20 protein-coding genes and 2 tRNA genes are annotated in these 20,694 nt (G+C 57.2%); 19 read left to right on the forward strand and 3 right to left on the reverse strand.

What is annotated here, in order from left to right:
* Positions 1-13: 13 nt before the first annotated feature.
* The 4 genes from PHQ58_RS03855 to PHQ58_RS03870 all read left to right on the forward strand — a co-directional run bounded on the left by PHQ58_RS03855 (position 14) and on the right by PHQ58_RS03870 (position 2,052).
* Complete coding sequence (locus PHQ58_RS03855; protein ID WP_300107148.1) at positions 14-703, forward strand: cytochrome c1; 690 nt, start codon at positions 14-16, stop codon at positions 701-703.
* Between the two features lie 106 nt (positions 704-809).
* Positions 810-1,421 (forward strand): glutathione S-transferase N-terminal domain-containing protein, encoded by a 612-nt coding sequence (locus tag PHQ58_RS03860; protein WP_300107151.1) that lies wholly within the window; start codon positions 810-812, stop codon positions 1,419-1,421.
* A 17-nt stretch (positions 1,422-1,438) separates the two neighbouring features.
* Positions 1,439-1,933, forward strand: coding sequence for a ClpXP protease specificity-enhancing factor (locus PHQ58_RS03865; RefSeq protein WP_300107153.1), 495 nt, complete (start codon positions 1,439-1,441; stop codon positions 1,931-1,933).
* Between the two features lie 43 nt (positions 1,934-1,976).
* Positions 1,977-2,052: transfer RNA gene (locus PHQ58_RS03870), tRNA-Thr, on the forward strand.
* A 10-nt stretch (positions 2,053-2,062) separates the two neighbouring features.
* Here PHQ58_RS03870 and PHQ58_RS03875 read toward each other — a convergent pair.
* Positions 2,063-2,368, reverse strand: a complete 306-nt coding sequence (locus PHQ58_RS03875) for a hypothetical protein (protein ID WP_300107156.1) — start codon at positions 2,366-2,368, stop codon at positions 2,063-2,065.
* Between the two features lie 20 nt (positions 2,369-2,388).
* Between PHQ58_RS03875 and PHQ58_RS03880 the strand changes: the two genes are divergently transcribed.
* From PHQ58_RS03880 to PHQ58_RS03900, 5 genes are all read left to right on the forward strand, one after another.
* Positions 2,389-3,375 (forward strand): M23 family metallopeptidase, encoded by a 987-nt coding sequence (locus PHQ58_RS03880; protein ID WP_300107158.1) that lies wholly within the window; start codon positions 2,389-2,391, stop codon positions 3,373-3,375.
* Positions 3,376-3,549: 174 nt separating this feature from the next.
* Positions 3,550-6,294: a preprotein translocase subunit SecA gene (gene secA / locus PHQ58_RS03885; RefSeq protein ID WP_300107160.1), complete on the forward strand. Its 2,745-nt coding sequence runs from the start codon at positions 3,550-3,552 to the stop codon at positions 6,292-6,294.
* Positions 6,295-6,380: 86 nt separating this feature from the next.
* On the forward strand, positions 6,381-7,610 hold the full coding sequence (gene argJ / locus PHQ58_RS03890) for a bifunctional glutamate N-acetyltransferase/amino-acid acetyltransferase ArgJ (RefSeq protein ID WP_300107163.1): 1,230 nt from the start codon (positions 6,381-6,383) through the stop codon (positions 7,608-7,610).
* Positions 7,607-8,485: an ATP-binding protein gene (locus PHQ58_RS03895; RefSeq protein WP_300107166.1), complete on the forward strand. Its 879-nt coding sequence runs from the start codon at positions 7,607-7,609 to the stop codon at positions 8,483-8,485. The genes argJ and PHQ58_RS03895 overlap by 4 nt, the downstream gene beginning before the upstream one ends.
* A gap of 89 nt (positions 8,486-8,574) precedes the next feature.
* Positions 8,575-9,024 carry an NUDIX domain-containing protein gene (locus tag PHQ58_RS03900; RefSeq protein WP_300107295.1) on the forward strand — a complete coding sequence of 150 codons (450 nt, stop codon included), beginning with the start codon at positions 8,575-8,577 and terminating at the stop codon, positions 9,022-9,024.
* 33 nt (positions 9,025-9,057) lie between these two features.
* Here PHQ58_RS03900 and PHQ58_RS03905 read toward each other — a convergent pair whose 3' ends face one another.
* The gene (locus tag PHQ58_RS03905; RefSeq protein WP_300107169.1) at positions 9,058-9,969 is read right to left on the reverse strand and encodes a LysR family transcriptional regulator; all 912 of its coding nucleotides are present in this window, start codon (positions 9,967-9,969) and stop codon (positions 9,058-9,060) included.
* Positions 9,970-10,109: 140 nt separating this feature from the next.
* Here PHQ58_RS03905 and PHQ58_RS03910 point away from each other — a divergent pair, with 140 nt between their 5' ends.
* From PHQ58_RS03910 to PHQ58_RS03955, 10 genes are all read left to right on the forward strand, one after another.
* Positions 10,110-10,838: an HAD-IA family hydrolase gene (locus tag PHQ58_RS03910; protein ID WP_300107172.1), complete on the forward strand. Its 729-nt coding sequence runs from the start codon at positions 10,110-10,112 to the stop codon at positions 10,836-10,838.
* A gap of 45 nt (positions 10,839-10,883) precedes the next feature.
* Positions 10,884-11,582, forward strand: coding sequence for a ribulose-phosphate 3-epimerase (rpe, locus tag PHQ58_RS03915; RefSeq protein WP_300107174.1), 699 nt, complete (start codon positions 10,884-10,886; stop codon positions 11,580-11,582).
* Positions 11,583-11,622: 40 nt separating this feature from the next.
* Positions 11,623-12,720, forward strand: a complete 1,098-nt coding sequence (locus PHQ58_RS03920; RefSeq protein ID WP_300107297.1) for a class 1 fructose-bisphosphatase — start codon at positions 11,623-11,625, stop codon at positions 12,718-12,720.
* A 106-nt stretch (positions 12,721-12,826) separates the two neighbouring features.
* The gene (locus tag PHQ58_RS03925; protein ID WP_300107177.1) at positions 12,827-13,702 is read left to right on the forward strand and encodes a phosphoribulokinase; all 876 of its coding nucleotides are present in this window, start codon (positions 12,827-12,829) and stop codon (positions 13,700-13,702) included.
* A 111-nt stretch (positions 13,703-13,813) separates the two neighbouring features.
* Positions 13,814-15,895: a transketolase gene (gene tkt / locus PHQ58_RS03930; RefSeq protein ID WP_300107179.1), complete on the forward strand. Its 2,082-nt coding sequence runs from the start codon at positions 13,814-13,816 to the stop codon at positions 15,893-15,895.
* Positions 15,896-15,913: 18 nt separating this feature from the next.
* On the forward strand, positions 15,914-16,585 hold the full coding sequence (locus PHQ58_RS03935; protein ID WP_300107182.1) for an HAD-IA family hydrolase: 672 nt from the start codon (positions 15,914-15,916) through the stop codon (positions 16,583-16,585).
* 66 nt (positions 16,586-16,651) lie between these two features.
* On the forward strand, positions 16,652-17,662 hold the full coding sequence (gap, locus tag PHQ58_RS03940) for a type I glyceraldehyde-3-phosphate dehydrogenase (RefSeq protein ID WP_300107184.1): 1,011 nt from the start codon (positions 16,652-16,654) through the stop codon (positions 17,660-17,662).
* Positions 17,663-17,664: 2 nt separating this feature from the next.
* Positions 17,665-18,858, forward strand: coding sequence for a phosphoglycerate kinase (locus tag PHQ58_RS03945; protein ID WP_300107186.1), 1,194 nt, complete (start codon positions 17,665-17,667; stop codon positions 18,856-18,858).
* An 81-nt stretch (positions 18,859-18,939) separates the two neighbouring features.
* Positions 18,940-19,977, forward strand: coding sequence for a class II fructose-bisphosphate aldolase (gene fba, locus PHQ58_RS03950; RefSeq protein ID WP_300107189.1), 1,038 nt, complete (start codon positions 18,940-18,942; stop codon positions 19,975-19,977).
* Positions 19,978-20,139: 162 nt separating this feature from the next.
* Positions 20,140-20,451, forward strand: coding sequence for a hypothetical protein (locus PHQ58_RS03955; RefSeq protein WP_300107192.1), 312 nt, complete (start codon positions 20,140-20,142; stop codon positions 20,449-20,451).
* A 138-nt stretch (positions 20,452-20,589) separates the two neighbouring features.
* Here the strand turns inward: PHQ58_RS03955 and PHQ58_RS03960 are convergent.
* A tRNA-Arg gene (locus PHQ58_RS03960) sits at positions 20,590-20,664 on the reverse strand.
* Positions 20,665-20,694: the final 30 nt, after the last annotated feature.

Consider the following 20,694-nt stretch of genomic DNA (forward strand, 5'->3'; position numbering starts at 1 on the left):
AGGAGAACAACACATGAAAATCATGGGCTTCACTCAAAAAATTATTCTCGGGTTTGTCATGGCATTGGGCATCAGTTCGGCTGTCCACGCCAATGTGGGCGGTCCCGCCTGGGACAAGGCGCCGGACAAGATCAACGACCAAGCTGCATTGCAAAATGGTGCCAAGGTGTTTGTGAATTACTGTTTGAACTGCCACTCTGCGGCATTCAATCGGTTCAACCGCCTGCAAGACATTGGCCTGACAGCTGAGCAGATCAAAGACAACCTACTGGTTACCAATAGCAAAATTGGTGACACGATGAAGGCTGCTATTGACCCACAACAGGCCAAGGCCTGGTTTGGCGTAAATCCACCCGATTTAACAGTCATCGCCCGGTCACGTGCCGGCGCTGGTGGTACGGGTACAGACTACCTTTACACGTACATGCGCAGTTTTTATGCAGATGAGACAAAACCGACTGGTTGGAACAACCATGTGTTTCCGAACGTCGCAATGCCTCACGTGTTGTGGGAAATGCAAAGCACCATGACCCCCGCGCAATATGACCAGACGATTGGTGACCTGGTGAATTACTTGCAGTGGATGGCCGAGCCAGCGCAGACCACACGCAAAAACCTGGGCGTATGGGTGCTGATTTTCTTGGCCGGCTTGACCTTCCTGACCTGGAAACTCAACAACGCTTACTGGAAAGACATCAAGTAAGCTTTGATTCATTGATTCGCGCGCCGCATGCAAGCGCGTTGCGCGGGTTCTTCAGAGTGGTGGGCGAATAGCCTTCCGCTCTTTTACTTTTTTAGGAGCCTCCACCATGATGGTGCTTTACTCGGGTACAACTTGCCCATATTCTCATCGTTGCCGTTTCGTCTTGTTTGAAAAAGGCATGGATTTTGAGATTCGGGACGTGGACTTGTACAACAAGCCTGAAGACATCAGCGTGATGAACCCCTATGGGCAAGTGCCGATTCTGGTGGAGCGTGATTTGATTCTTTATGAGTCAAACATCATCAACGAATACATTGATGAGCGTTTTCCGCATCCCCAATTGATGCCCGGAGATCCGGTCGACCGTGCACGTGTGCGCCTTTTTTTGCTTAATTTCGAAAAAGAATTGTTCGTTCACGTTTCGACACTGGAATCGCGCTCGGCCAAGGCCAATGAAAAAGCGCTTGAGAAGGCCCGTGCGCATATTCGCGACCGTCTGACACAACTGGCTCCGGTGTTTCTGAAAAACAAGTACATGCTGGGGGATGGGTTCTCCATGCTCGACGTGGCGATTGCGCCCTTGCTGTGGCGTCTTGACTATTACGGTATCGAACTCAGCAAGAATGCTGCGCCCTTGCTGAAGTATGCCGAGCGTATCTTTTCCCGCCCAGCATACATCGAGGCATTGACACCTTCTGAAAAGGTAATGCGCAAGTAGGCGCCTAGGTGGTTTCCATGACACAAGATATGCAAACCACGTCAACTCGTCCCTACCTCATTCGGGCCTTGCACGAATGGTGTGGCGACAATGGGTTGACGCCCTATGTGACCGTGCTGGTGGATAACACCGTGCAGGTGCCACGCGAGTTTGTCAAAGACGGCGAGATTGTGCTCAACATTGGGTTTGATGCGACCACGGGCCTGCAATTGGGTAATGAGTTCATGGAATTCAAGGCGCGATTCGGTGGCGTCGTTCGTGATATTTTTGTGCCCATTGGTCAGGTGGTGGCGATCTTTGCCAAGGAAAATGGGCAGGGTATGGCGTTTCCGCGTGATGATCGGTCGGTTGCTAAAACAACCCAGGCGGCTGACGCAAGGCCTGCAAAACCATCACCTGCCCGTTTGGCTCAAGTCCAAAGCGACGTGACCAGCGGCGCCTCAGTGGTCCTGCCAGAATCGGTTGATGTACCGAAACCAGGTAAACGACCGTCACTCACACGAATTAAGTAGTTTTGGGAAAAGCTTCAAAAAACTTGTGTAGAATTCGATTTTCGCCGATTTAGCTCAGTTGGTAGAGCAACCGCCTTGTAAGCGGTAGGTCGTCAGTTCGAATCCGACAATCGGCACCAAGTTTTCTCGTCACTCCTGGCGACGTATTTTTAGGCGAATCGATTTCACATCGAGGTCATGCACCCGCAGGTGTGACTCAAAGGCTGGCAACAGTTGCCTTACCTTGGCCGCCGTGGTGTTGTTAGACAACAGCAGACACCACACCCCGTCTTCAAGCGGGCCGGCTTGGACTTGTGCTCGCAATGAGTCAGGTATCAAGGCGGTGATGGCTTGCAAACGAGCACTCGATTCATGCTGAAGCGACATTAATCTGGCGAGGCCAGGGTTGCTTTTGCTGGCTTGCAGCAGGGTCACTGAAGAGTGGCGTCGGTTCATGTGGTTGAGGGTCATATCAGATGCAATTGATTATCACGGATGCCTGGCTTGCCAAATCGCGTGCGCTGCACCTTTCAGGTTTGCAACTTTTTACCGCTTTTCTATTGAGCGCATTAGTTTTAATGTTGCTTGCACTTGGCTTGTACCACTGGGTTTTCCTTAAAGGTGCGCGTGAGGGATGGCCTGTCGTTGGTGCCTTGGTCAAACTGGTTGTTAAAGACGAAGCTGAGCAGCGTGATCGTTATCTGCGTGAAAACCTGGATGTGATGGCGCGCCGCCTTGGGGAAATGCAGGCGAAAGTAACGCAACTGGAGTCTTTGGGTGAGCGCGTTTCCAGCTTGGCAGGCGTGAATCCTGCGGCAGTCAAAGTGTCGCCTGGGCAAGGTGGTGTTGAAATCAAAGGCCACGCGCTGACGCTGGATGAGCTTCAGGTGACGATGGATGACCTAGAGCGCTTGACGCATCAGCGCACCGATTTGCTGACCGTGCTGGAGTCACGCCTGTTTGATCGCAAGATGAAAAATCTGATGGTGCCCACAGAAAAGCCTGTGGCCATGGCGGAGTTGGGCTCGGCGTTTGGTTGGCGTACCGACCCGATCACCGGGCGCAATGCGCTGCATACCGGTCTTGATTTCCCCGCAGCCACGTCGACACCTATCTTGGCCGCTGCCGGCGGGGTTGTGGTGACGCAAGAGTTTCATCCTGAATACGGCAACATGATTGAGATTGACCACGGCAATGACCTGGTCACGCGTTATGCCCACGCCTCCAGGATTTGGGTCAAAAAAGGTGACTTGATCAAGCGGGGGCAAAAAATTGCGGAAGTTGGTACCAGTGGACGATCTACCGGCCCGCACCTGCATTTCGAGGTGTTGGTGCAGGGTATTCCGCAGGACCCACAAAAGTTTCTGTTGGCCAGCGAACGTGCGCAAGGCTTACAAATAGCTGCAGCCGGGAGATCGCCCGCTGCGCAAGGTCAGGCAGGGCGCAAAACAGCCGCTCAGTGACCTCTTTGGGGGTGGGCACCGGGCATAGCTAAAATCGCAACAAACCAATGACGCGCTGCGTTTTGCAGATGTTGTTGTGTTCTCTCATGTGACCCCCATTTCAGTTAGATCGTAAATAATAAGGATGGCGCTGCAGATCAGCCAGTTATGGCTTGTCAGCAACGCCCTGTATTCATGGCCACCAATTTCCTCACCAAAATTTTCGGCAGTCGCAATGACCGCCTGCTAAAAAAATACCGTCACACCGTGACCAAAATCAATACGTTGGAAGCGGGCTATGAAAAGCTCTCTGACGAAGCGTTGCGCGGCAAGACAGAAGAGTTCAAGGACCGGTTGGCCAAAGGCGAGACCCTTGATGCGTTGTTGCCTGAGGCCTTTGCCGTGGTCCGCGAGGGTTCCAAGCGGGTCATGAAGTTGCGCCACTTTGATGTGCAGATGCTCGGCGGTATGTCCTTGCACAACGGCAAAATTTCTGAAATGGGTACGGGTGAAGGCAAAACCCTGACAGCGACACTGCCGGTGTACCTCAACGCTTTGGAAGGCAAAGGCGTGCACGTGGTGACGGTGAACGATTACCTGGCCAACCGCGATGCGCAATGGATGGGCAAGCTTTACAACTTTTTGGGCATGTCGGTGGGCATTAACTTGCCCAACATGCAGCGCGAAGACAAGCAACTGGCGTACCTGGCCGACATCACCTACGGCACCAACAACGAATACGGCTTTGACTACCTGCGCGACAACATGGTCTACGAGGCTGCTGACCGGGTGCAGCGTGGGCTTAATTACGCCATCGTCGACGAGGTGGACTCGATCCTGATCGACGAAGCCCGCACACCACTCATCATCAGCGGTCAGGCCGAAGACCAGACCGATTTGTACCAGGCCATCAAGGTCATCGTGCCGCAACTTGAGCAGCAGGAAGGCGAGGCTGACCCGCACACTGGCGAAGGCATCACCAAGGTCGGTGATTTCACGCTGGATGAGAAAAGCCGGCAAGTGTTTTTGACCGAACGCGGTCATGAAAATGCCGAGCGCATTTTGTTTGAATTGGGCCTACTCCCCGAAGGCGCCAGCCTGTATGACCCGGCCAACATCACGCTGATGCACCATTTGTATGCGGCCTTGCGGGCGCAACACCTGTACCTGCGTGACCAGCACTATGTGGTGCAGGCGGGCGAAATTGTGATTGTGGACGAGTACACCGGCCGTTTGATGACCGGTCGGCGTTGGAGCGAAGGGCTGCACCAGGCGGTTGAGGCGAAAGAAGGCGTGGCCATTCAGCCTGAAAACCAGACTATGGCGTCGATCACGTTCCAGAACTACTTCCGTCTGTACGGCAAGCTGGCGGGGATGACTGGCACAGCCGATACCGAAGCTTATGAGTTCCAAGAGATTTACGGGCTGGAAACGGTGGTGATGCCGCCCAATAGACCCAGCCGCCGTGATGACCAGCTGGACCGCGTTTACAAAACCACGCGTGAAAAATACGTCGCGGCCATTGCTGACATTCGCGAATGTTACGAGCGTGGTCAGCCGGTGCTGGTGGGCACCACTTCCATCGAAAACTCGGAAATCATTGCCGAGTTGCTGGACAAGGAAAAGCTGCCACACCAAGTGCTCAATGCCAAGCAGCACGCCCGTGAGGCCGATATCGTGGCCCAGGCAGGCCGCCCCAAGATGATCACGATTGCCACCAACATGGCGGGCCGAGGCACTGACATTGTGCTCGGTGGCAATATCAGCAAGGCCATTGAAGAGATCGAGGCCAACGAAGCACTGGATGCCGCCCAAAAGCAGCAGCAGATTGACGCGGTGCGTGCCCAGTGGGCCAAAGACCACGAAGAAGTCACCAAATTGGGCGGCTTGCGCATCATTGCCACCGAACGGCATGAGTCACGTCGCATTGACAACCAGTTGCGTGGCCGCTCAGGCCGCCAGGGTGACCCGGGTTCGTCGCGCTTTTACCTGAGCCTGGACGACGCCTTGATGCGCATCTTTGCTGGTGACCGTGTCAAAGCCATCATGGACCGCCTCAAAATGCCCGAGGGCGAGGCGATTGAGGCCGGCATTGTGACGCGCAGCATCGAGAGCGCCCAGCGTAAGGTGGAAGCGCGCAACTTTGACATGCGCAAGCAGTTGCTTGAATACGACGACGTGTCCAACGACCAGCGCAAGGTGATTTACCAGCAACGCAATGGGATTTTGGACGCCACCGATCTGGCGGCGCAGGTCCAGTCGCTGCGCGAGGGCTGCTTTGAAGACCTGGTGCGCCAATATGTGCCTGCCGAGTCGGTAGAGGAACAATGGAATTTGCCCGCGCTTGAGAAAGTTCTGGCTGACGAGTGGCAAATCAACCTGTCCTTGCAGCAGCAGGTCAGCGCGGCGTCGGCCATCACCGATCATGACATTTTGGACACCGTGCGCAGCCATGCCAACACCGTGTTTGATGACAAATTGGCGTTGGTTGGCGCAGAGAACTTCACGCAGTTTGAACGCATGGTGCTGTTGCAGAGCATTGACAGCAATTGGCGCGACCACCTGAGTGCACTGGACTATTTGCGTCAGGGTATTCACCTGCGCGGCTACGCTCAGAAGCAGCCCAAGCAGGAGTACAAGCGCGAAGCCTTTGAGTTGTTTGGCCAAATGCTGGATTCCGTCAAAAACGAAGTCACCAAAATACTCATGACGGTCCGCATACAGTCCAACGAAGAGGCCGAGCGTGCCGCCGCCGAGCTGGAAAGCAAGGCTGAGCGCATCAGCAATGTCACCTACAGCGCGCCCACTGAAACCGGCGAGGTCGAAACGGTGGTCGATGCATCTACCGTGCAAGCTGACGTGCCACGTGTTGGGCGCAATGACCCTTGCCCATGTGGCAGTGGCAAGAAGTACAAGCAGTGCCACGGCAAACTGGCTTGAACCAGGCCGTAACGCTGAATCGGGCCAAGTGCCCGATTTTTTTCGATCAAAATCCATGTTCATCTTCTGATTCTTGAAAGCCAACCATGTCTGTCAACCTCATTGCTCCCAACCCTGCTGAATTGTTTTCTATTGCCGGTGTGCGCATCGGTGTCACGGAGGCGGGCATTCGCAAAGCCAATCGCAAGGACTTGACCGTGGTGCTGATAGACGATGGCGCCTCGGTGGCTGGTGTCTTCACCCAGAACCGTTTTTGTGCGGCGCCAGTGCAGATTTGCCGCGAGCATCTGGCCAGCGGCAACGGCATCCGCGCCATGCTGATCAACACTGGCAATGCCAATGCTGGCACCGGTGAAGACGGCCGTGTGCGCGCCGTGCACACGTGTCAGGCCCTGGCCGGGCACTTAAGTTTGAAGGCCTCGCAAGTGCTGCCGTTTTCCACCGGCGTGATCATGGAAACCCTGCCCATTGACCGCATCGAAGCAGGGCTGCAAGCCGCCCTGCAAGATGCCAAGCCAGACAACTGGCTGCGCGCGTCCGAGGCCATCATGACCACTGACACTATCGCCAAAGCTTTTGGTGCACAGGTGTTGATTGACGGTGTGCAGGTGAGCATCACCGGCATCAGCAAAGGCGCCGGCATGATCCGTCCGAACATGGCCACCATGTTGGGCTTCATGGCGACTGATGCGTGTGTCAACCCGGCTGTGATGAAACAACTGGCGACCGAGCTTGCTGAGGGCTCGTTCAATCGCGTCACGGTTGATGGTGACACCTCTACCAACGACTCTTTTGTGGTGATAGCGACCAACAAAGCGGCTCACGCACCGATCACCTCGCTGGACAGCGCTGCTGGCCAGGCACTGAAAAATGCCATGCTGGGTGTGGCGTTAAAACTGGCCCAAGCCATTGTGCGAGACGGCGAGGGCGCTACCAAATTCATCGCGATTAAGGTTGAAGGCGGCAAAACACAGGCCGAATGCCGTCAGGTGGCCTACGCCATTGCGCATTCACCCTTGGTGAAAACCGCCTTTTTTGCCAGTGACCCCAATCTGGGTCGCATTCTGGCCGCCGTGGGTTATGCCGGCATTGCCGACCTGGAGCAGACTGGCATTGACCTGTACCTTGACGACGTGCATGTGGCTGTCAAGGGCGGGCGCAATCCAGATTACCGCGAAGAGGACGGCCAGCGCGTCATGAAACAGACCGAAATCACGGTGCGCGTGGTGTTGGGTCGGGGCGACGCGGCAGACACTGTGTGGACATGCGATTTGAGCCACGACTACGTCACCATCAACGCCGACTACCGCTCATGAATGCCAGTTTTGAGCACCTGTTGCTGCGGGCCGAGCAGCTCATCACGCGCATTGAAGCCGTGTTGCCGCAACCCCCGAGCCAGCCGGACTGGAGCGCCTCCACCGCGTTTCGCTACCGCAAACGCAGTTCCGGCCACGCCACGCTGGAGCCGGTGCGCCACGTAGGCGCCATGTCGCTGACTGACCTCAAAGAAATTGAGCCGCAAAAAGAAAAAATCTACCGCAACACACGCCAGTTTGTCAGTGGCCAGCCTGCCAACAACGTGTTGCTGACGGGTGCCCGCGGCACCGGCAAGTCGTCGCTGATTCGGGCTTGCCTGAATGAATTTGCGCCGCACGGCCTGCGCTTGATCGAGGTCGACAAGGCTGATCTGGTTGACCTGCCTGACATCGTGGACCTGGTGTGTGAGCGACCCTACAAGTTCATCGTGTTCTGTGACGACCTGAGTTTTGAAGACGGCGAGCCTGGCTACAAGGCGCTGAAATCGATTTTGGACGGCTCGGTGGCTGCCACTACCGCCAACGTGCTGATTTACGCCACCAGCAACCGCCGCCACTTGTTACCCGAGTACATGAAGGAAAACCTGACCTACACCCATACGGCGGACGGCGAAGTGCACCCAGGCGAGGGTGTGGAAGAAAAAATCTCCCTGTCGGAGAGATTCGGTCTGTGGGTGAGTTTTTACCCGTTCTCGCAAGACGAGTACCTGACCATCGTGGCCCAGTGGTTGGCCTCTTTTGGCGTGCCTGAAGCCGCCATTGAGGCCGCACGACCCCAATCGCTGGTGTGGGCGCTGGAGCGCGGCTCGCGCAGCGGTCGCGTGGCCTACCAGTTTGCGCGCGACTACGCTGGGCAACATGCCACAGTGGTGTGACCAGCCTGATGAAAAGCCGCGACGACGCCACCGCTGTGACCGCGGCAGCCAATGAACGAACCATCGCAAGTGCTGAAAATTCGCCACTGATGGCCGATGCCCAACTGCCACGCGAAGGTGGTACCGATCGCAAGGTGGTCGATGTGGCCGTGGGTGTTCTGATTCGCCCCGATGGTGATTTTTTGCTGACCTCCCGCCCGGTCGGCAAGGTTTACGCAGGTTACTGGGAATTTCCCGGTGGCAAGTTTGAGCCGGGTGAAACGGTGCAACAAGCCCTGAGCCGCGAATTGCATGAAGAGCTGGGCATTCAAACGCATCAGATTGAACCCTGGCGGCAAGAGCTGGTGGACTACCCGCACGCCTTGGTGCGCCTGCATTTTTGCAAGGTTTTACATTGGTCGGGTGAATTGCAGATGCGCGAAGCGCAGTCGTTTGCCTGGCAACAGTTGCCCGTCACCGTGGCCCCGGTGTTGCCCGGCACGGTGCCGGTGCTGGCCTGGCTGGCTGTCGAACGTGGGTTTTTAGGCGCTACTTATTAGATAGCTGCTTGCGCTTGTTTTATAAGGGCGCCCTCAACTCCAGGTGTCCATCAACGCGCCGCCCTGTTCAATCAAAAATTCCTTGAAGGCCTTGGCTGCAGGCGAGAGCTTTTTGCTGCTCAGGTGCGTGATGTACCAGTGGTTGATTTGCGGCAGGCCCTGCACATCCAGCAAGGCCAGGTGGCCGCTGGCAAGTTCATGGCGAATTGTGCGCATGGACAAGAAGCTCAGGCCCATGCCGGCCATCACGGCTTGTTTGATGGTTTCGTTGCTGGGCAAGCCCATGATCACCTTGAGGGGTGTGTGATGCTCATCAAACAGATGCTGCATGGCCGCCAGCGTGCCAGAGCCCTCTTCTCGCACCACAAAACCATAGTCGGCCAGGGCGCTGAAGGGCAGGTTCTTGCGCCGCGCCAGCGGGTGGTCAGGTGGGCCAATCATCACCAGCGGGTTGGTGGCAAAGGCAATGGCCTCGCAGTCGAGGTGGCTTGGCGCACGTCCCATTACCACCAGATCGGCCTCGCTGCGTGCCAGCAGGCCCAGCACGTTTTCACGGTTGTCGATCTTGAGCTTGACGTCAATGCCGCTGTGTAACTTGCTAAAACGCACCAGCAACATGGGAATGAAGTATTTTGAAGTGCTGACTACGGCCAGGTCAATGCGTCCACGGCGCAGGCCCACGTGCTCGGCCATCATCGCCTCCAGGTCCTTGAACTGCCCCATGGCGGCGGTGGCGTAGGTCAGAAAGTCCTCGCCCGCCGCGGTGAGCTGAATGTTGCGGCCCATGGGTTCCACCAGCGCCAGGCCAAACGCGTCTTCAAGCTGGCGTATTTGCATGGACACGGCCGGCTGGGTTACAAAAAGCCGCTCAGCAGCTTTGGACACCGAGCGCTGGCGCGCCACTTCCATGAACGTCTGGATTTGTTTGAACGTGTAGGGGCGCATGGAGTCTCCTTCTGGCTAGTTCATCAGTCTGTCCTGATGATTTTTCAATAAAACGTGATTAGAGTTTATGAGTTCGGGCGATTAAAGTAAATCCATGCCGAAAAAACGGCGCTTTTCTCAAACCCCGAAGGAATTCAACCATGGCCTCTGCGGCGCTTCAAGCTCTTATTTTTGATGTGGACGGCACGTTGGCCGACACTGAGAGCGTGCACATGGCCGCCTTTAACCATGCCTTTGCTGAAGCGGGTTTGGACTGGGTGTGGGATGTGGCGCTGTACACCGAGCTGCTCGATATTTCCGGCGGCAAGGAACGCATCCTGCATTACTGGAAACAGGTGAACCCTGACATCAAAGCCATCAATGGCCAGGCTTTGGGCGACAAAATCAGCCGCATTCATGAGCTAAAAACGGCCGCTTACGAAAGTGCGGTCAACAGCGGCGCAGTCAGTTTGCGCCCCGGCGTGCTGAAAATCATGGACGAGGCGCTCAAAACCGGCTTGCAGCTGGCCATTGCCACCACCACGTCGCCCGTCAACATTGCTGCGCTCATGCGCCACGCCATTGGCAGCGATTGGCGCTTGAATTTCAGCGCCATTGGGGATGCCTCTACCGCGCCCATCAAAAAACCGCACCCCCAGGTGTACTTGCAGATGCTTGACGCCATGCAGTTGCCGGCCCGTCAATGCCTCGCTTTCGAAGACTCCAGCAACGGCTTGCGCGCTGCCACCGCGGCGGGCATTGCCACTGTCGTGACGCCCAACAGTTTCACTGCGCACCATGACTTCACGGGTGCACTCAAGGTGGTGCCGGATTTGAGTCAGGTGAATTTGCAGCAATTACGCCAGTGGCACGCCGCTTGGGCCCGCTGAACTGCATTACGCTCAAGAATTTCAAACTTTAAAGAAAGCTGCCCCATGACTACCTCCCCCGTTTTGCGTTTGGCCCCAAGTATTTTGTCGGCTGACTTTTCCCGCCTGGGTGAAGAAGTTCGCGCCATTGAAGCCGCTGGCTGCGATCTGGTGCACTTTGACGTGATGGACAACCACTACGTGCCCAACCTGACCATTGGCCCGCTCGTGTGCGAGGCAATTCGCCCGCACGTGAGCATTCCGATTGATGTGCATTTGATGGTGGAGCCGGTGGATTCGATCATCCCGCTGTTTGCCAAAGCGGGCGCCAACATCATCACCTTTCACCCCGAGGCCTCCAAACATGTGGACCGTAGCCTGTCGATGATTCGCGAGCTGGGTTGCAAGGCTGGTTTGGTGCTGAACCCCGCCACCCCGGTGTCGGTGCTCGACCACGTCATGGACAAGCTTGACATGATTTTGCTGATGAGCGTCAACCCCGGTTTTGGTGGCCAAAAGTTCATCCCAAGCACGCTGGCCAAGCTGCGCATCGTGCGGGCAAAAATTGACGCGCATGTGGCCGCTGGTGGCCAGCCTATCTGGTTGGAAGTGGATGGCGGCGTCAAAACCGACAACATCGCTGAAATTGTGGCCGCCGGTGCCGACACCTGTGTGGCCGGCAGTGCCGTGTTCAGTGCGCCTGACGCCGACGGTGGCTACAAAACCGTGATGCAGGCGCTACGCAGCGCTGCGCATCCGGCCTGAACACCCCAGAAATTCATATAACCAGGAGACATTCATGTCCATGACCCTTCGTTCCAACCGTTCCACGCTGACGCAGTTTCTGATTGAAGAGCGCCGCCGTTTTCCCAGTGCCAGCGGCGACTTCAATGCCCTGATCCTGGATGTGGCGCTGGCCTGCAAAGGCATTGCCAAGGCCGTGGCTTACGGTGAATTGGCGGGTGTCATGGGCAACCATGCGGCAGACGAGGGCGGCTCGGTCAACGTGCAGGGCGAGACCCAGAAGAAGCTCGACGTGCTGTCCAACGATGTCTTCATGCAACGCACCGAATGGTCTGGCAACCTGGCGGGCATGGCCAGCGAGGAGATGGATGCGCCGTATCAAATTCCCAAGCAGTACCCGCGCGGCAACTACCTGATTGTGTTTGACCCCTTGGACGGCTCCAGCAACATTGATGTGAACGTGTCAGTGGGCAGTATTTTCAGCATTTTGCGCGCGCCGCAAGACGTCATCGACTCGGGTCGTGATGTGGTGGACGCCGACTTTTTCCAATCGGGTGCCAAACAAGTGGCCGCCGGTTACGCCCTTTACGGCCCGACCACCATGATGGTGCTGACGGTGGGTGATGGTGTCAACGGCTTCACGCTCGACCCAAATCTGGGAGAGTTCATGCTGACGCACCCCAAGCTGATGATTCCTGAAGACACGCATGAATTTGCCATCAATGCGTCCAACGCCCGCTTCTGGGAAGCCCCGGTGAAACGTTATGTAGACGAATGCCTGGCAGGCAAAACCGGTGCCCGTGGCAAAGACTTCAACATGCGCTGGATTGCCAGCATGGTGGCCGAAGCGCACCGCATTTTGATGCGCGGCGGTGTCTTTTTGTACCCGCGCGACACCAAAGACCCATCCAAGCCGGGCCGCCTGCGCCTGCTTTACGAAGCCAACCCGGTGGGCATGATCATGGAGCAGGCCGGTGGCCGCGCCTCCACCGGTGAGTTGCCCATGATGAGCGTGCAGCCCACCAGCCTGCACCAGCGCATTGGTTTCGTGTTTGGTTCCAAGAATGAAGTTGAGCGCATTGAGCGCTACCACGCCGAGCCGGTGGAGGTCGAAACAGACAACCCGCTGTTTGCTGAGCGTAGCCTGTTCAGAGGTTAAGTTTCTGCGCACTTTTCCGCTATAAATAAAATAGCTGATTGCGCAATTAAATAAAGGGCTAGAGCCCAATTTCTTATAAATTTTTAAACTTCAGGAGACCTTCGTCATGTCTATTCGCCATCCCATCATTGCCATCACCGGCTCCAGCGGTGCCGGCACCACCTCGGTGACCCGCACATTTGAGAATATTTTTCGCCGTGAAAGCATCACCGCTGCCGTGATTGAGGGCGACAGTTTTCACCGCCATGACCGCAAGGCCATGAAGCTGAAGGCTGCCGAAGCCGAAGCTGCGGGCAACAAGAACTTCAGCCACTTTGGCCCTGAAAACAACCTGTTTCCTGAGCTGGAAGCCTTGTTTCGCGACTACGCCGCCACCGGTGTGGGCAAGCGCCGCAAGTACCTGCACGACCCGGAAGAAGCCGCGCCCTACAAGCAAGACCCTGGCACCTTCACGCCTTGGGAAGATGTGCCTGCCAACACCGACCTGTTGTTTTATGAAGGCCTGCACGGCGCCGTGGTGACGCCTGAGGTCAACATCGCCCAGCACCCTGACTTGCTGATTGGTGTGGTGCCGGTCATTAACCTGGAATGGATCCAAAAGCTCTACCGCGACAAAAAGCAGCGCGGCTACAGCACCGAAGCCGTTACCGACACCATCCTGCGCCGCATGCCCGACTACGTGAACTACATCTGCCCGCAGTTCATGCACACGCATGTGAACTTTCAGCGCGTGCCGATGGTCGACACCAGCAATCCGTTCATTGCCCGTGACATTCCGAGCGCCGACGAGAGCATGGTGGTGATCCGCTTCAGCAACCCCAAGGGCATTGATTTCCAGTACCTGCGCAGCATGATTGACGACAGTTTCATGAGCCGCGCCAACACCATCGTGGTGCCAGGCGGCAAAATGGAGCTTGCCATGCAACTCATCTTCACACCGTTTGTGTGGCGGATGATGGAGCGGCAAAAGAAAGCAAGCTGATATTTGTCCGTCATGGCGAGGAGCGTTAGCGACGCGGCAATCCAGGAAGTCATGGATTGCATCGCTTTGCTCGCAATGACGGTGAAAAACCCCCATCTGGAAACCCACACCATGAATAACCCAACCCCCGAATTCGCCAAACAAATGGCCAATGCCATCCGCATGCTGGCGGTTGACGCTGTTGAAAAGGCCAAATCCGGCCACCCCGGCGCGCCCATGGGCATGGCCGATATTGCCGAAGTGCTTTGGAACCGTCACCTGAGCCACAACCCGTCCAACCCGCATTGGGCCAACCGTGACCGCTTTGTGCTGAGCAACGGCCATGGCTCGATGCTGATTTACGCGTTGTTGCACCTCACCGGCTACGACCTGCCGATGGAAGAGCTTAAAAACTTCCGCCAGTTGCACAGCAAAACCGCTGGCCACCCTGAGTTTGGCATCACCCCCGGCGTGGAAACCACCACCGGCCCGCTGGGCCAGGGCATTACCAACGCGGTCGGCATGGCGCTGGCTGAAAAGCTGCTGGCGCAAGAATTCAACCGCGAGGACGAAGAGGTCAGCCACCACATCGTCGACCACTTCACCTACACCTTCATGGGTGACGGTTGCCTGATGGAAGGCATCAGCCACGAAGCCTGCTCGCTCGCCGGCACGCTGCGCCTGTCCAAGCTGATTGGTTTTTACGATGACAACGGCATCAGCATTGACGGCCACGTCGAAGGCTGGTTCACTGACGACACGCCCAAGCGTTTTGAGGCCTACGGCTGGAACGTGATTGCCGCCGTGGACGGGCACGACCCTGTGGCGCTGGACGCCGCCGTACACGCGGCCAAAGCGCAGGCCAAACTGCCGCATGGCAAACCCACCCTGATCTGCTGCAAAACTGTCATTGGCATGGGCTCACCCAACAAGGCCGGCACGCACGATGTGCACGGTGCCGCCCTGGGCGCAGCTGAAGTGGCTGCCACCCGCGAAGCGCTGGGCTGGACATCGGCACCGTTCGAGATCCCGGCGGACATTGCCAACGCCTGGAATGCCGTGGCACGCGGTGCCGCAGTTGAAAGCCAGTGGAACACCCGGTTTGAGGCCTACCGCAGCCAGTACCCGCTGGAAGCCGCCGAGTTTGAGCGTCGCATGGCCGGTGACTTGCTGCCAAGTTATGCCGAAAAGCTACCTGCCGTGCTGGAAACCATTGCCGCCAACGCCACTGCTTTTGCGACCCGCAAATCCAGCCAGAATGCGCTGGACGCGATTGCTCCACTGGTGCCTGAATTCTTTGGCGGCAGTGCCGACCTGACCGGCTCCAACCTGACCAACTTCAAGGGTTGCGTGCGCGCTGGCCGTGACACCTGGGGCAACCACCTGAGCTATGGCGTGCGTGAATTCGGCATGGCCGCCATCATGAACGGCATCGCGCTGCATGGCGGCTACATCCCTTACGGTGGCACCTTTTTGACCTTCAGCGATTACAGCCGCAACGCGATTCGCATGGCTGCACTGATGAAAATCCGCGTCATTCATGTGTTCACCCATGACAGCATTGGCCTGGGCGAAGACGGCCCGACGCACCAGAGCGTGGAGCACATCCCCAGCATGCGGATCATCCCCGGGCTGGATGTGTGGCGCCCGGCCGATGGCCTGGAAACTGCCGTGGCCTGGGCTTGTGCCGTGGAGCGCAAAGATGGGCCGAGCGCGCTGTGTCTGTCGCGCCAAAACCTGCCGCGCCTGAGCGACATCGCGCAAGTTGAAAAAATCCGCAAGGGCGGCTACATCTTGTCAGACATGGAAGGCGCGCAAGCGGTCATTTTGTCCACGGGTTCCGAGCTGGAACTGGCCATGAAGGCGCAGGCCACCCTGGCCGCAGAAGGCATTGCGACCCGCGTGGTGTCTATGCCGTGCACCAATGTGTTTGACCGCCAGACCGAGGCGTATCAGGAAATGGTGTTGCCACTGAGCATGCCGACCGTGGCCATTGAAGCTGCGCACCCTGATTTCTGGCGCAAATATGTTGGCCGCACCGGTGTGGTGATCGGCATGCCTACGTTTGGCGAATCAGCCCCGGCACCCAAGTTGTACGCGCACTTTGGCATCACGTCTGAGCGTGTGGTGGCGGCTGTGGAGGTGCTGGTTCACCGTGCGGCACACCGCCGTGCTGACGACTTGCCCGATACCGTGGTGCCTTCGAGCAACTGAACCCGCGAGACCCGCAGCATGCACACTTTTGACCTGGTCATGTTTGACCTGGATGGCACCTTGGTAGAGACCGCGCCCGAGATCATGGACGCGGTGAATGACACCCTGAAGCAGTTCGATTTGCCGCTGGTGACGCAGCAGCAGGTGAACGACTGGATTGGCCACGGTACCAAGGAGCTCATGGTGCAGGCGCTGGCATCAGTCACAGAGGGCACGGTGGAATCCGTACGCGGCGGCGCCTTGCTGGCCAACATCATGCCGGTGTACGACAGCTTTTATCAGCAGCGTTGTGGCACCCGCAGCCATCTTTACCCGCATGTGCGCGAGACCTTGCAGGCCTTGCGTGCCCAGGGCGTCAAGCTGGCGGTGGTCACCAACAAGGAAGGCCGCTACACCCAGGTGGTAATGGATGTGCACAAGCTGGGCCCGATGTTTGACGCTGTGATCAGCGGCGACACTTTTCCCACCAAGAAGCCCACGCCGGTTGGGGTGTTGCATTGTCTGACCCAGTTTGGGGTGACCGCAGATCGCGCCCTGTTTGTCGGGGACTCCAGCATTGACGCCGCCACCGCCCGCAACGGCGGTGTGCCGGTGTGGCTGCTGCCCTACGGTTACAACATGGGTCAACCGATTGAGGCCTGCGCGCCAGACCGCGTGATCGCCGACTTTTCTTCACTATTGAATAAATAGCTGCTTGCGCTTATTGAATAAGGGCTAGAGGCCAATTTGTTATAAATTTTTTATCAGGAGAACTTCATGACTATCAAACTCGGTATCAACGGATTTGGCCGCATCGGCCGCATGGTGTTTCGCGCGGCGGTGCAAAACTTCAAGGACATCGAAATCGTCGGCATCAACGACCTGCTGGAGCCAGAATACCTGGCCTACATGCTGACCTATGACAGTGTGCATGGTCGCTTCAAGGGCGAGGTGTCGGTAGACGGTGGCACGTTGGTGGTCAATGGCCAACGCATCCGCCTGACGCAAGAGCGCGACCCGGCCAACCTGAAATGGACCGACGTGGGCGCAGACGTGGTGATCGAATCCACGGGTTTGTTCCTGGACAAGGTCACGGCACAAAAACACCTGGACGCCGGTGCGCGCAAGGTCGTGTTGTCGGCCCCCAGCAAGGACGACACGCCCATGTTCGTGTATGGCGTGAACCACACCGCTTATGCCGGCCAAGCCGTGCTCAGCAATGCGTCTTGCACCACCAACTGCCTGGCCCCGGTGGCCAAGGTACTCAATGACAAGTGGGGCATCAAACGCGGTTTGATGACCACCGTGCACGCTGCCACGGCGACGCAAAAAACCGTGGACGGCCCGAGCAACAAAGACTGGCGCGGCGGCCGCGGCATTCTTGAAAACATCATCCCATCCAGCACCGGCGCTGCCAAGGCGGTGGGCGTGGTGATTCCTGAGCTCAACAAAAAGCTCACCGGCATGGCGTTTCGTGTGCCCACCAGCGATGTGTCGGTGGTTGACCTGACGGTGGAGCTGAACACGGAAGCCACCTACGCCGAGATTTGTGCCGAGATGAAGGCGCAGAGCGTTGGCGCCATGAAAGGCGTGCTGGGTTACACCGACCACAAGGTCGTTTCCACCGATTTCCGTGGTGAGCCCTGCACCAGCGTGTTCGACGCCGAAGCTGGCCTGGCGCTGGACGGCACCTTTGTCAAGGTGGTGAGCTGGTACGACAATGAATGGGGTTACTCAAACAAATGTCTGGAAATGGCCCGCGTGGCTGCACTTTACAAGGAAAATTGATCATGAAAGTTTTGCGTTTTGCTGATGTCATTGCCAGTGGTTTTGCCAAGGACAAGCGTGTGTTCATCCGCGCTGACCTGAACGTGCCGCAAGACAAAGAGGGCAATGTCACCGAAGACACGCGCATCCGTGCCAGCGTGCCTTGCATTCAGATGGCACTTGATGCCGGCGCTGCGGTCATGGTCACCAGCCATTTGGGTCGCCCCACCGAGGGCACTTTGACCCCTGCTGACTCATTGGCCCCGGTCGCCAAGCGCCTGGGTGAGTTGCTGGGTCGTGACGTGCCTGTGATCGCCAATTGGGTTGACGGCGTCGATGTGAAGCCAGGCCAATTGGTGATGCTGGAAAACTGCCGCGTCAATGTCGGTGAGAAAAAGAATGCCCCTGAGTTGGCCAAAAAGCTCGCCGCCCTGTGCGATGTGTTTGTGCACGATGCCTTTGGCACCGCCCACCGGGCCGAGGGCACCACCTACGGCATTGCCCAGTACGCCCCGATTGCCTGCGCCGGCCCCTTGCTTGCGGCTGAAATTGACGCCATCAACCTGGCCCTGGCCAACCCCAAGCGCCCACTGGTGGCCATTGTGGCGGGCAGCAAAGTCAGCACCAAGCTCAGCATCCTGCAGGCCCTGGCCAAAAACGTCGACAACCTGATTGTGGGTGGCGGCATTGCCAACACCTTCATGCTGGCTGCGGGCCTCAATATTGGCAAGAGCCTGGCCGAACCCACCCTGATTGGCGAAGCCACTGCGGTGATCGCCGCCATGAAAGCACGCGGCGCTGAAGTGCCGATTCCGACCGACGTGGTCACCGCCAAAACCTTTGCGGCAGACGCCGTGGCGACCGTCAAGGCCGCCACTGACGTGGCCGACGATGACCTGATTCTGGACATTGGCCCAGTGACGGCTGCCAAGCTGGCCGAACAGCTCAAAGGCGCTGGCACCATTGTCTGGAACGGCCCGGTGGGGGTGTTCGAGTTTGCCGCGTTTGAGAACGGCACCAAGGTGATCGCGCATGCGATTGCCGAGTCGCAAGCCTTCTCAATCGCCGGTGGTGGCGACACGCTGGCAGCCATCGCCAAGTACGGCATCGAAAAAGACATTGGCTACATCTCGACCGGTGGCGGTGCGTTCCTGGAAGTGCTGGAAGGCAAAACCCTGCCGGCCTTCGAGATTTTGCAAAAGCGCGCTGAAGGCTAAACACTCTCTTATTCATAGCTACTCACGCATTATTAGCGTGGGCTAGAGCCCTTTTTTTCTTAAAATCACCAGGAGACAGACATGGCCTTCGTATCCCTTCGTCAAATGCTTGACCACGCCGCTGAAAACAACTACGGCGTGCCCGCGTTCAACGTCAACAACCTTGAGCAAATCATTGCCATCATGGAAGCCGCGCAAGAGACCAATAGCCCGGTCATTTTGCAAGCCTCTGCCGGTGCCCGCAAATACGCCGGTGAGGCCTACCTGCGCCACATGATGTTGGCCGCAGTCGAATCCCACCCCGACATTCCGGTGGTGGTGCACCAGGACCACGGCACATCTGCCGCCGTTTGCCAGCAGTCGATTCGCTCAGGCTTCACCAGCGTGATGATGGACGGCTCGCTCATGAGCGACGGCAAAACGCCTTCCAGCTACGAGTACAACGTCGACATCACCCGCCTGGTGTGCCAGATGTCGCACCCGATTGGTGTGTCAGTGGAAGGTGAGTTGGGTTGCTTAGGATCACTGGAAACCGGCGATGCAGGTGAAGAAGACGGCATTGGTGCCGAAGGCAAACTCAGCCACGACCAGATGCTGACCGACCCGGTGCAGGCCAAAGACTTCGTCGAAAAAACCGGTGTTGATGCCTTGGCCATTGCCATTGGCACCAGCCACGGCGCGTACAAGTTCACCCGTAAGCCCACAGGCGACATCCTGGCGATCGACCGCATTGCCGCCATCCACGCGCAAATTCCCAACACCCATCTGGTGATGCACGGCTCCAGCAGCGTGCCACAAGAGTGGCTGGCCATCATTCGCCAATACGGTGGCGACATCAAGGAAACCTATGGCGTGCCGGTGGAAGAAATCCAGCGCGGCATTCAAAGCGGTGTGCGCAAGATCAACATCGACACCGACATCCGCCTGGCCATGACCGGCGCCATGCGCCAGCTGTTTGCCCAGCAACCCAGCGAGTTTGACCCGCGCAAGGCGCTGATTGCTGCCAAAAACGCGGCACGCGGCATTGTCAAGGCGCGTTTTGAAGCCTTTGGCTGCGCTGGCATGGGCAGCAAGATCAAGCCCATCAGCTTGGAGGCGATGGCCAAACGCTACGTTTGAGTGGGCTGATTGTTGACGCGGCTGCTACGCAGCAAAAAAAGGGGCAGATTCATCTGCCCCTTTTTTTGTGCCGTGCGGTATTCAACGGGTAGCACATGGGTGGGTCATTCCGGTCCCGTAAACTAGCCAGCAGCCAAACAACATCAAATCTGTGGAGTACACATGTTCAATCGCATAGACCCTGCAAATTTGCCTTTGGGCGAACAGGCTGAAGATGCCGAGATACAAGTTGCTTTTTCACATACAAGTGATCAAGCCCTTGAACAGTCGCCTGCGCCTATGCATGCCGTTGAAGTGCTTGAAGTCGATGACGACACCGCCTGGGCCCTGTGGGAAGACTCAGTGGCTTTTCAAGACAGTCTGTTTGCCCCTGCTGCAGAATTTGGCACCACTTTGCAAACGCGGCTGGATCTGCCCGAAGGTTCGGCAGAATTTGTTGATGCCTTCGCATCAGTGCACAAAAAATCACGTTAAGGCTTGGTACCACCAAATGCCAAAAAAAGTACCAGCAAAGGCATGATCCGACCTGAAGCTAAATGAGGTAATAAAAAACCGCTCCCCGGTGAAGAGGGCGGGTTTTGAGGTGTTTTGAGACGGTGTGAAACCGTTAAATGGTCCCGCTGACAGGAATCGAACCTGTATCTAGCACTTAGGAGGCACTCGTTCTATCCATTGAACTACAGCGGGATTGCAGCGATTGTAAAAGGTCGCAGATCA

It is taken from the genome of Rhodoferax sp. (genome assembly GCF_028688795.1).
GTDB lineage: Bacteria > Pseudomonadota > Gammaproteobacteria > Burkholderiales > Burkholderiaceae_C > Rhodoferax.

Bases quoted from the DNA above. Each gene is read 5' to 3' on its own strand.
- rpe (WP_300107174.1), top strand. From the start codon at position 10,884: ATGACTACCTCCCCCGTTTTGCGTTTGGCCCCAAGTATTTTGTCGGCT.
- PHQ58_RS03875 (WP_300107156.1), bottom strand. From the start codon at position 2,368: ATGAACCGACGCCACTCTTCAGTGACCCTGCTGCAAGCCAGCAAAAGC.
- PHQ58_RS03920 (WP_300107297.1), top strand. From the start codon at position 11,623: ATGACCCTTCGTTCCAACCGTTCCACGCTGACGCAGTTTCTGATTGAA.
- PHQ58_RS03900 (WP_300107295.1), top strand. From the start codon at position 8,575: ATGGCCGATGCCCAACTGCCACGCGAAGGTGGTACCGATCGCAAGGTG.
- fba (WP_300107189.1), top strand. From the start codon at position 18,940: ATGGCCTTCGTATCCCTTCGTCAAATGCTTGACCACGCCGCTGAAAAC.
- tkt (WP_300107179.1), top strand. From the start codon at position 13,814: ATGAATAACCCAACCCCCGAATTCGCCAAACAAATGGCCAATGCCATC.
- PHQ58_RS03895 (WP_300107166.1), top strand. From the start codon at position 7,607: ATGAATGCCAGTTTTGAGCACCTGTTGCTGCGGGCCGAGCAGCTCATC.
- PHQ58_RS03925 (WP_300107177.1), top strand. From the start codon at position 12,827: ATGTCTATTCGCCATCCCATCATTGCCATCACCGGCTCCAGCGGTGCC.
- PHQ58_RS03935 (WP_300107182.1), top strand. From the start codon at position 15,914: ATGCACACTTTTGACCTGGTCATGTTTGACCTGGATGGCACCTTGGTA.
- PHQ58_RS03860 (WP_300107151.1), top strand. From the start codon at position 810: ATGATGGTGCTTTACTCGGGTACAACTTGCCCATATTCTCATCGTTGC.
- PHQ58_RS03880 (WP_300107158.1), top strand. From the start codon at position 2,389: ATGCAATTGATTATCACGGATGCCTGGCTTGCCAAATCGCGTGCGCTG.
- PHQ58_RS03865 (WP_300107153.1), top strand. From the start codon at position 1,439: ATGACACAAGATATGCAAACCACGTCAACTCGTCCCTACCTCATTCGG.
- PHQ58_RS03955 (WP_300107192.1), top strand. From the start codon at position 20,140: ATGTTCAATCGCATAGACCCTGCAAATTTGCCTTTGGGCGAACAGGCT.
- PHQ58_RS03855 (WP_300107148.1), top strand. From the start codon at position 14: ATGAAAATCATGGGCTTCACTCAAAAAATTATTCTCGGGTTTGTCATG.
- argJ (WP_300107163.1), top strand. From the start codon at position 6,381: ATGTCTGTCAACCTCATTGCTCCCAACCCTGCTGAATTGTTTTCTATT.
- PHQ58_RS03905 (WP_300107169.1), bottom strand. From the start codon at position 9,969: ATGCGCCCCTACACGTTCAAACAAATCCAGACGTTCATGGAAGTGGCG.
- gap (WP_300107184.1), top strand. From the start codon at position 16,652: ATGACTATCAAACTCGGTATCAACGGATTTGGCCGCATCGGCCGCATG.
- PHQ58_RS03945 (WP_300107186.1), top strand. From the start codon at position 17,665: ATGAAAGTTTTGCGTTTTGCTGATGTCATTGCCAGTGGTTTTGCCAAG.
- PHQ58_RS03910 (WP_300107172.1), top strand. From the start codon at position 10,110: ATGGCCTCTGCGGCGCTTCAAGCTCTTATTTTTGATGTGGACGGCACG.
- secA (WP_300107160.1), top strand. From the start codon at position 3,550: ATGGCCACCAATTTCCTCACCAAAATTTTCGGCAGTCGCAATGACCGC.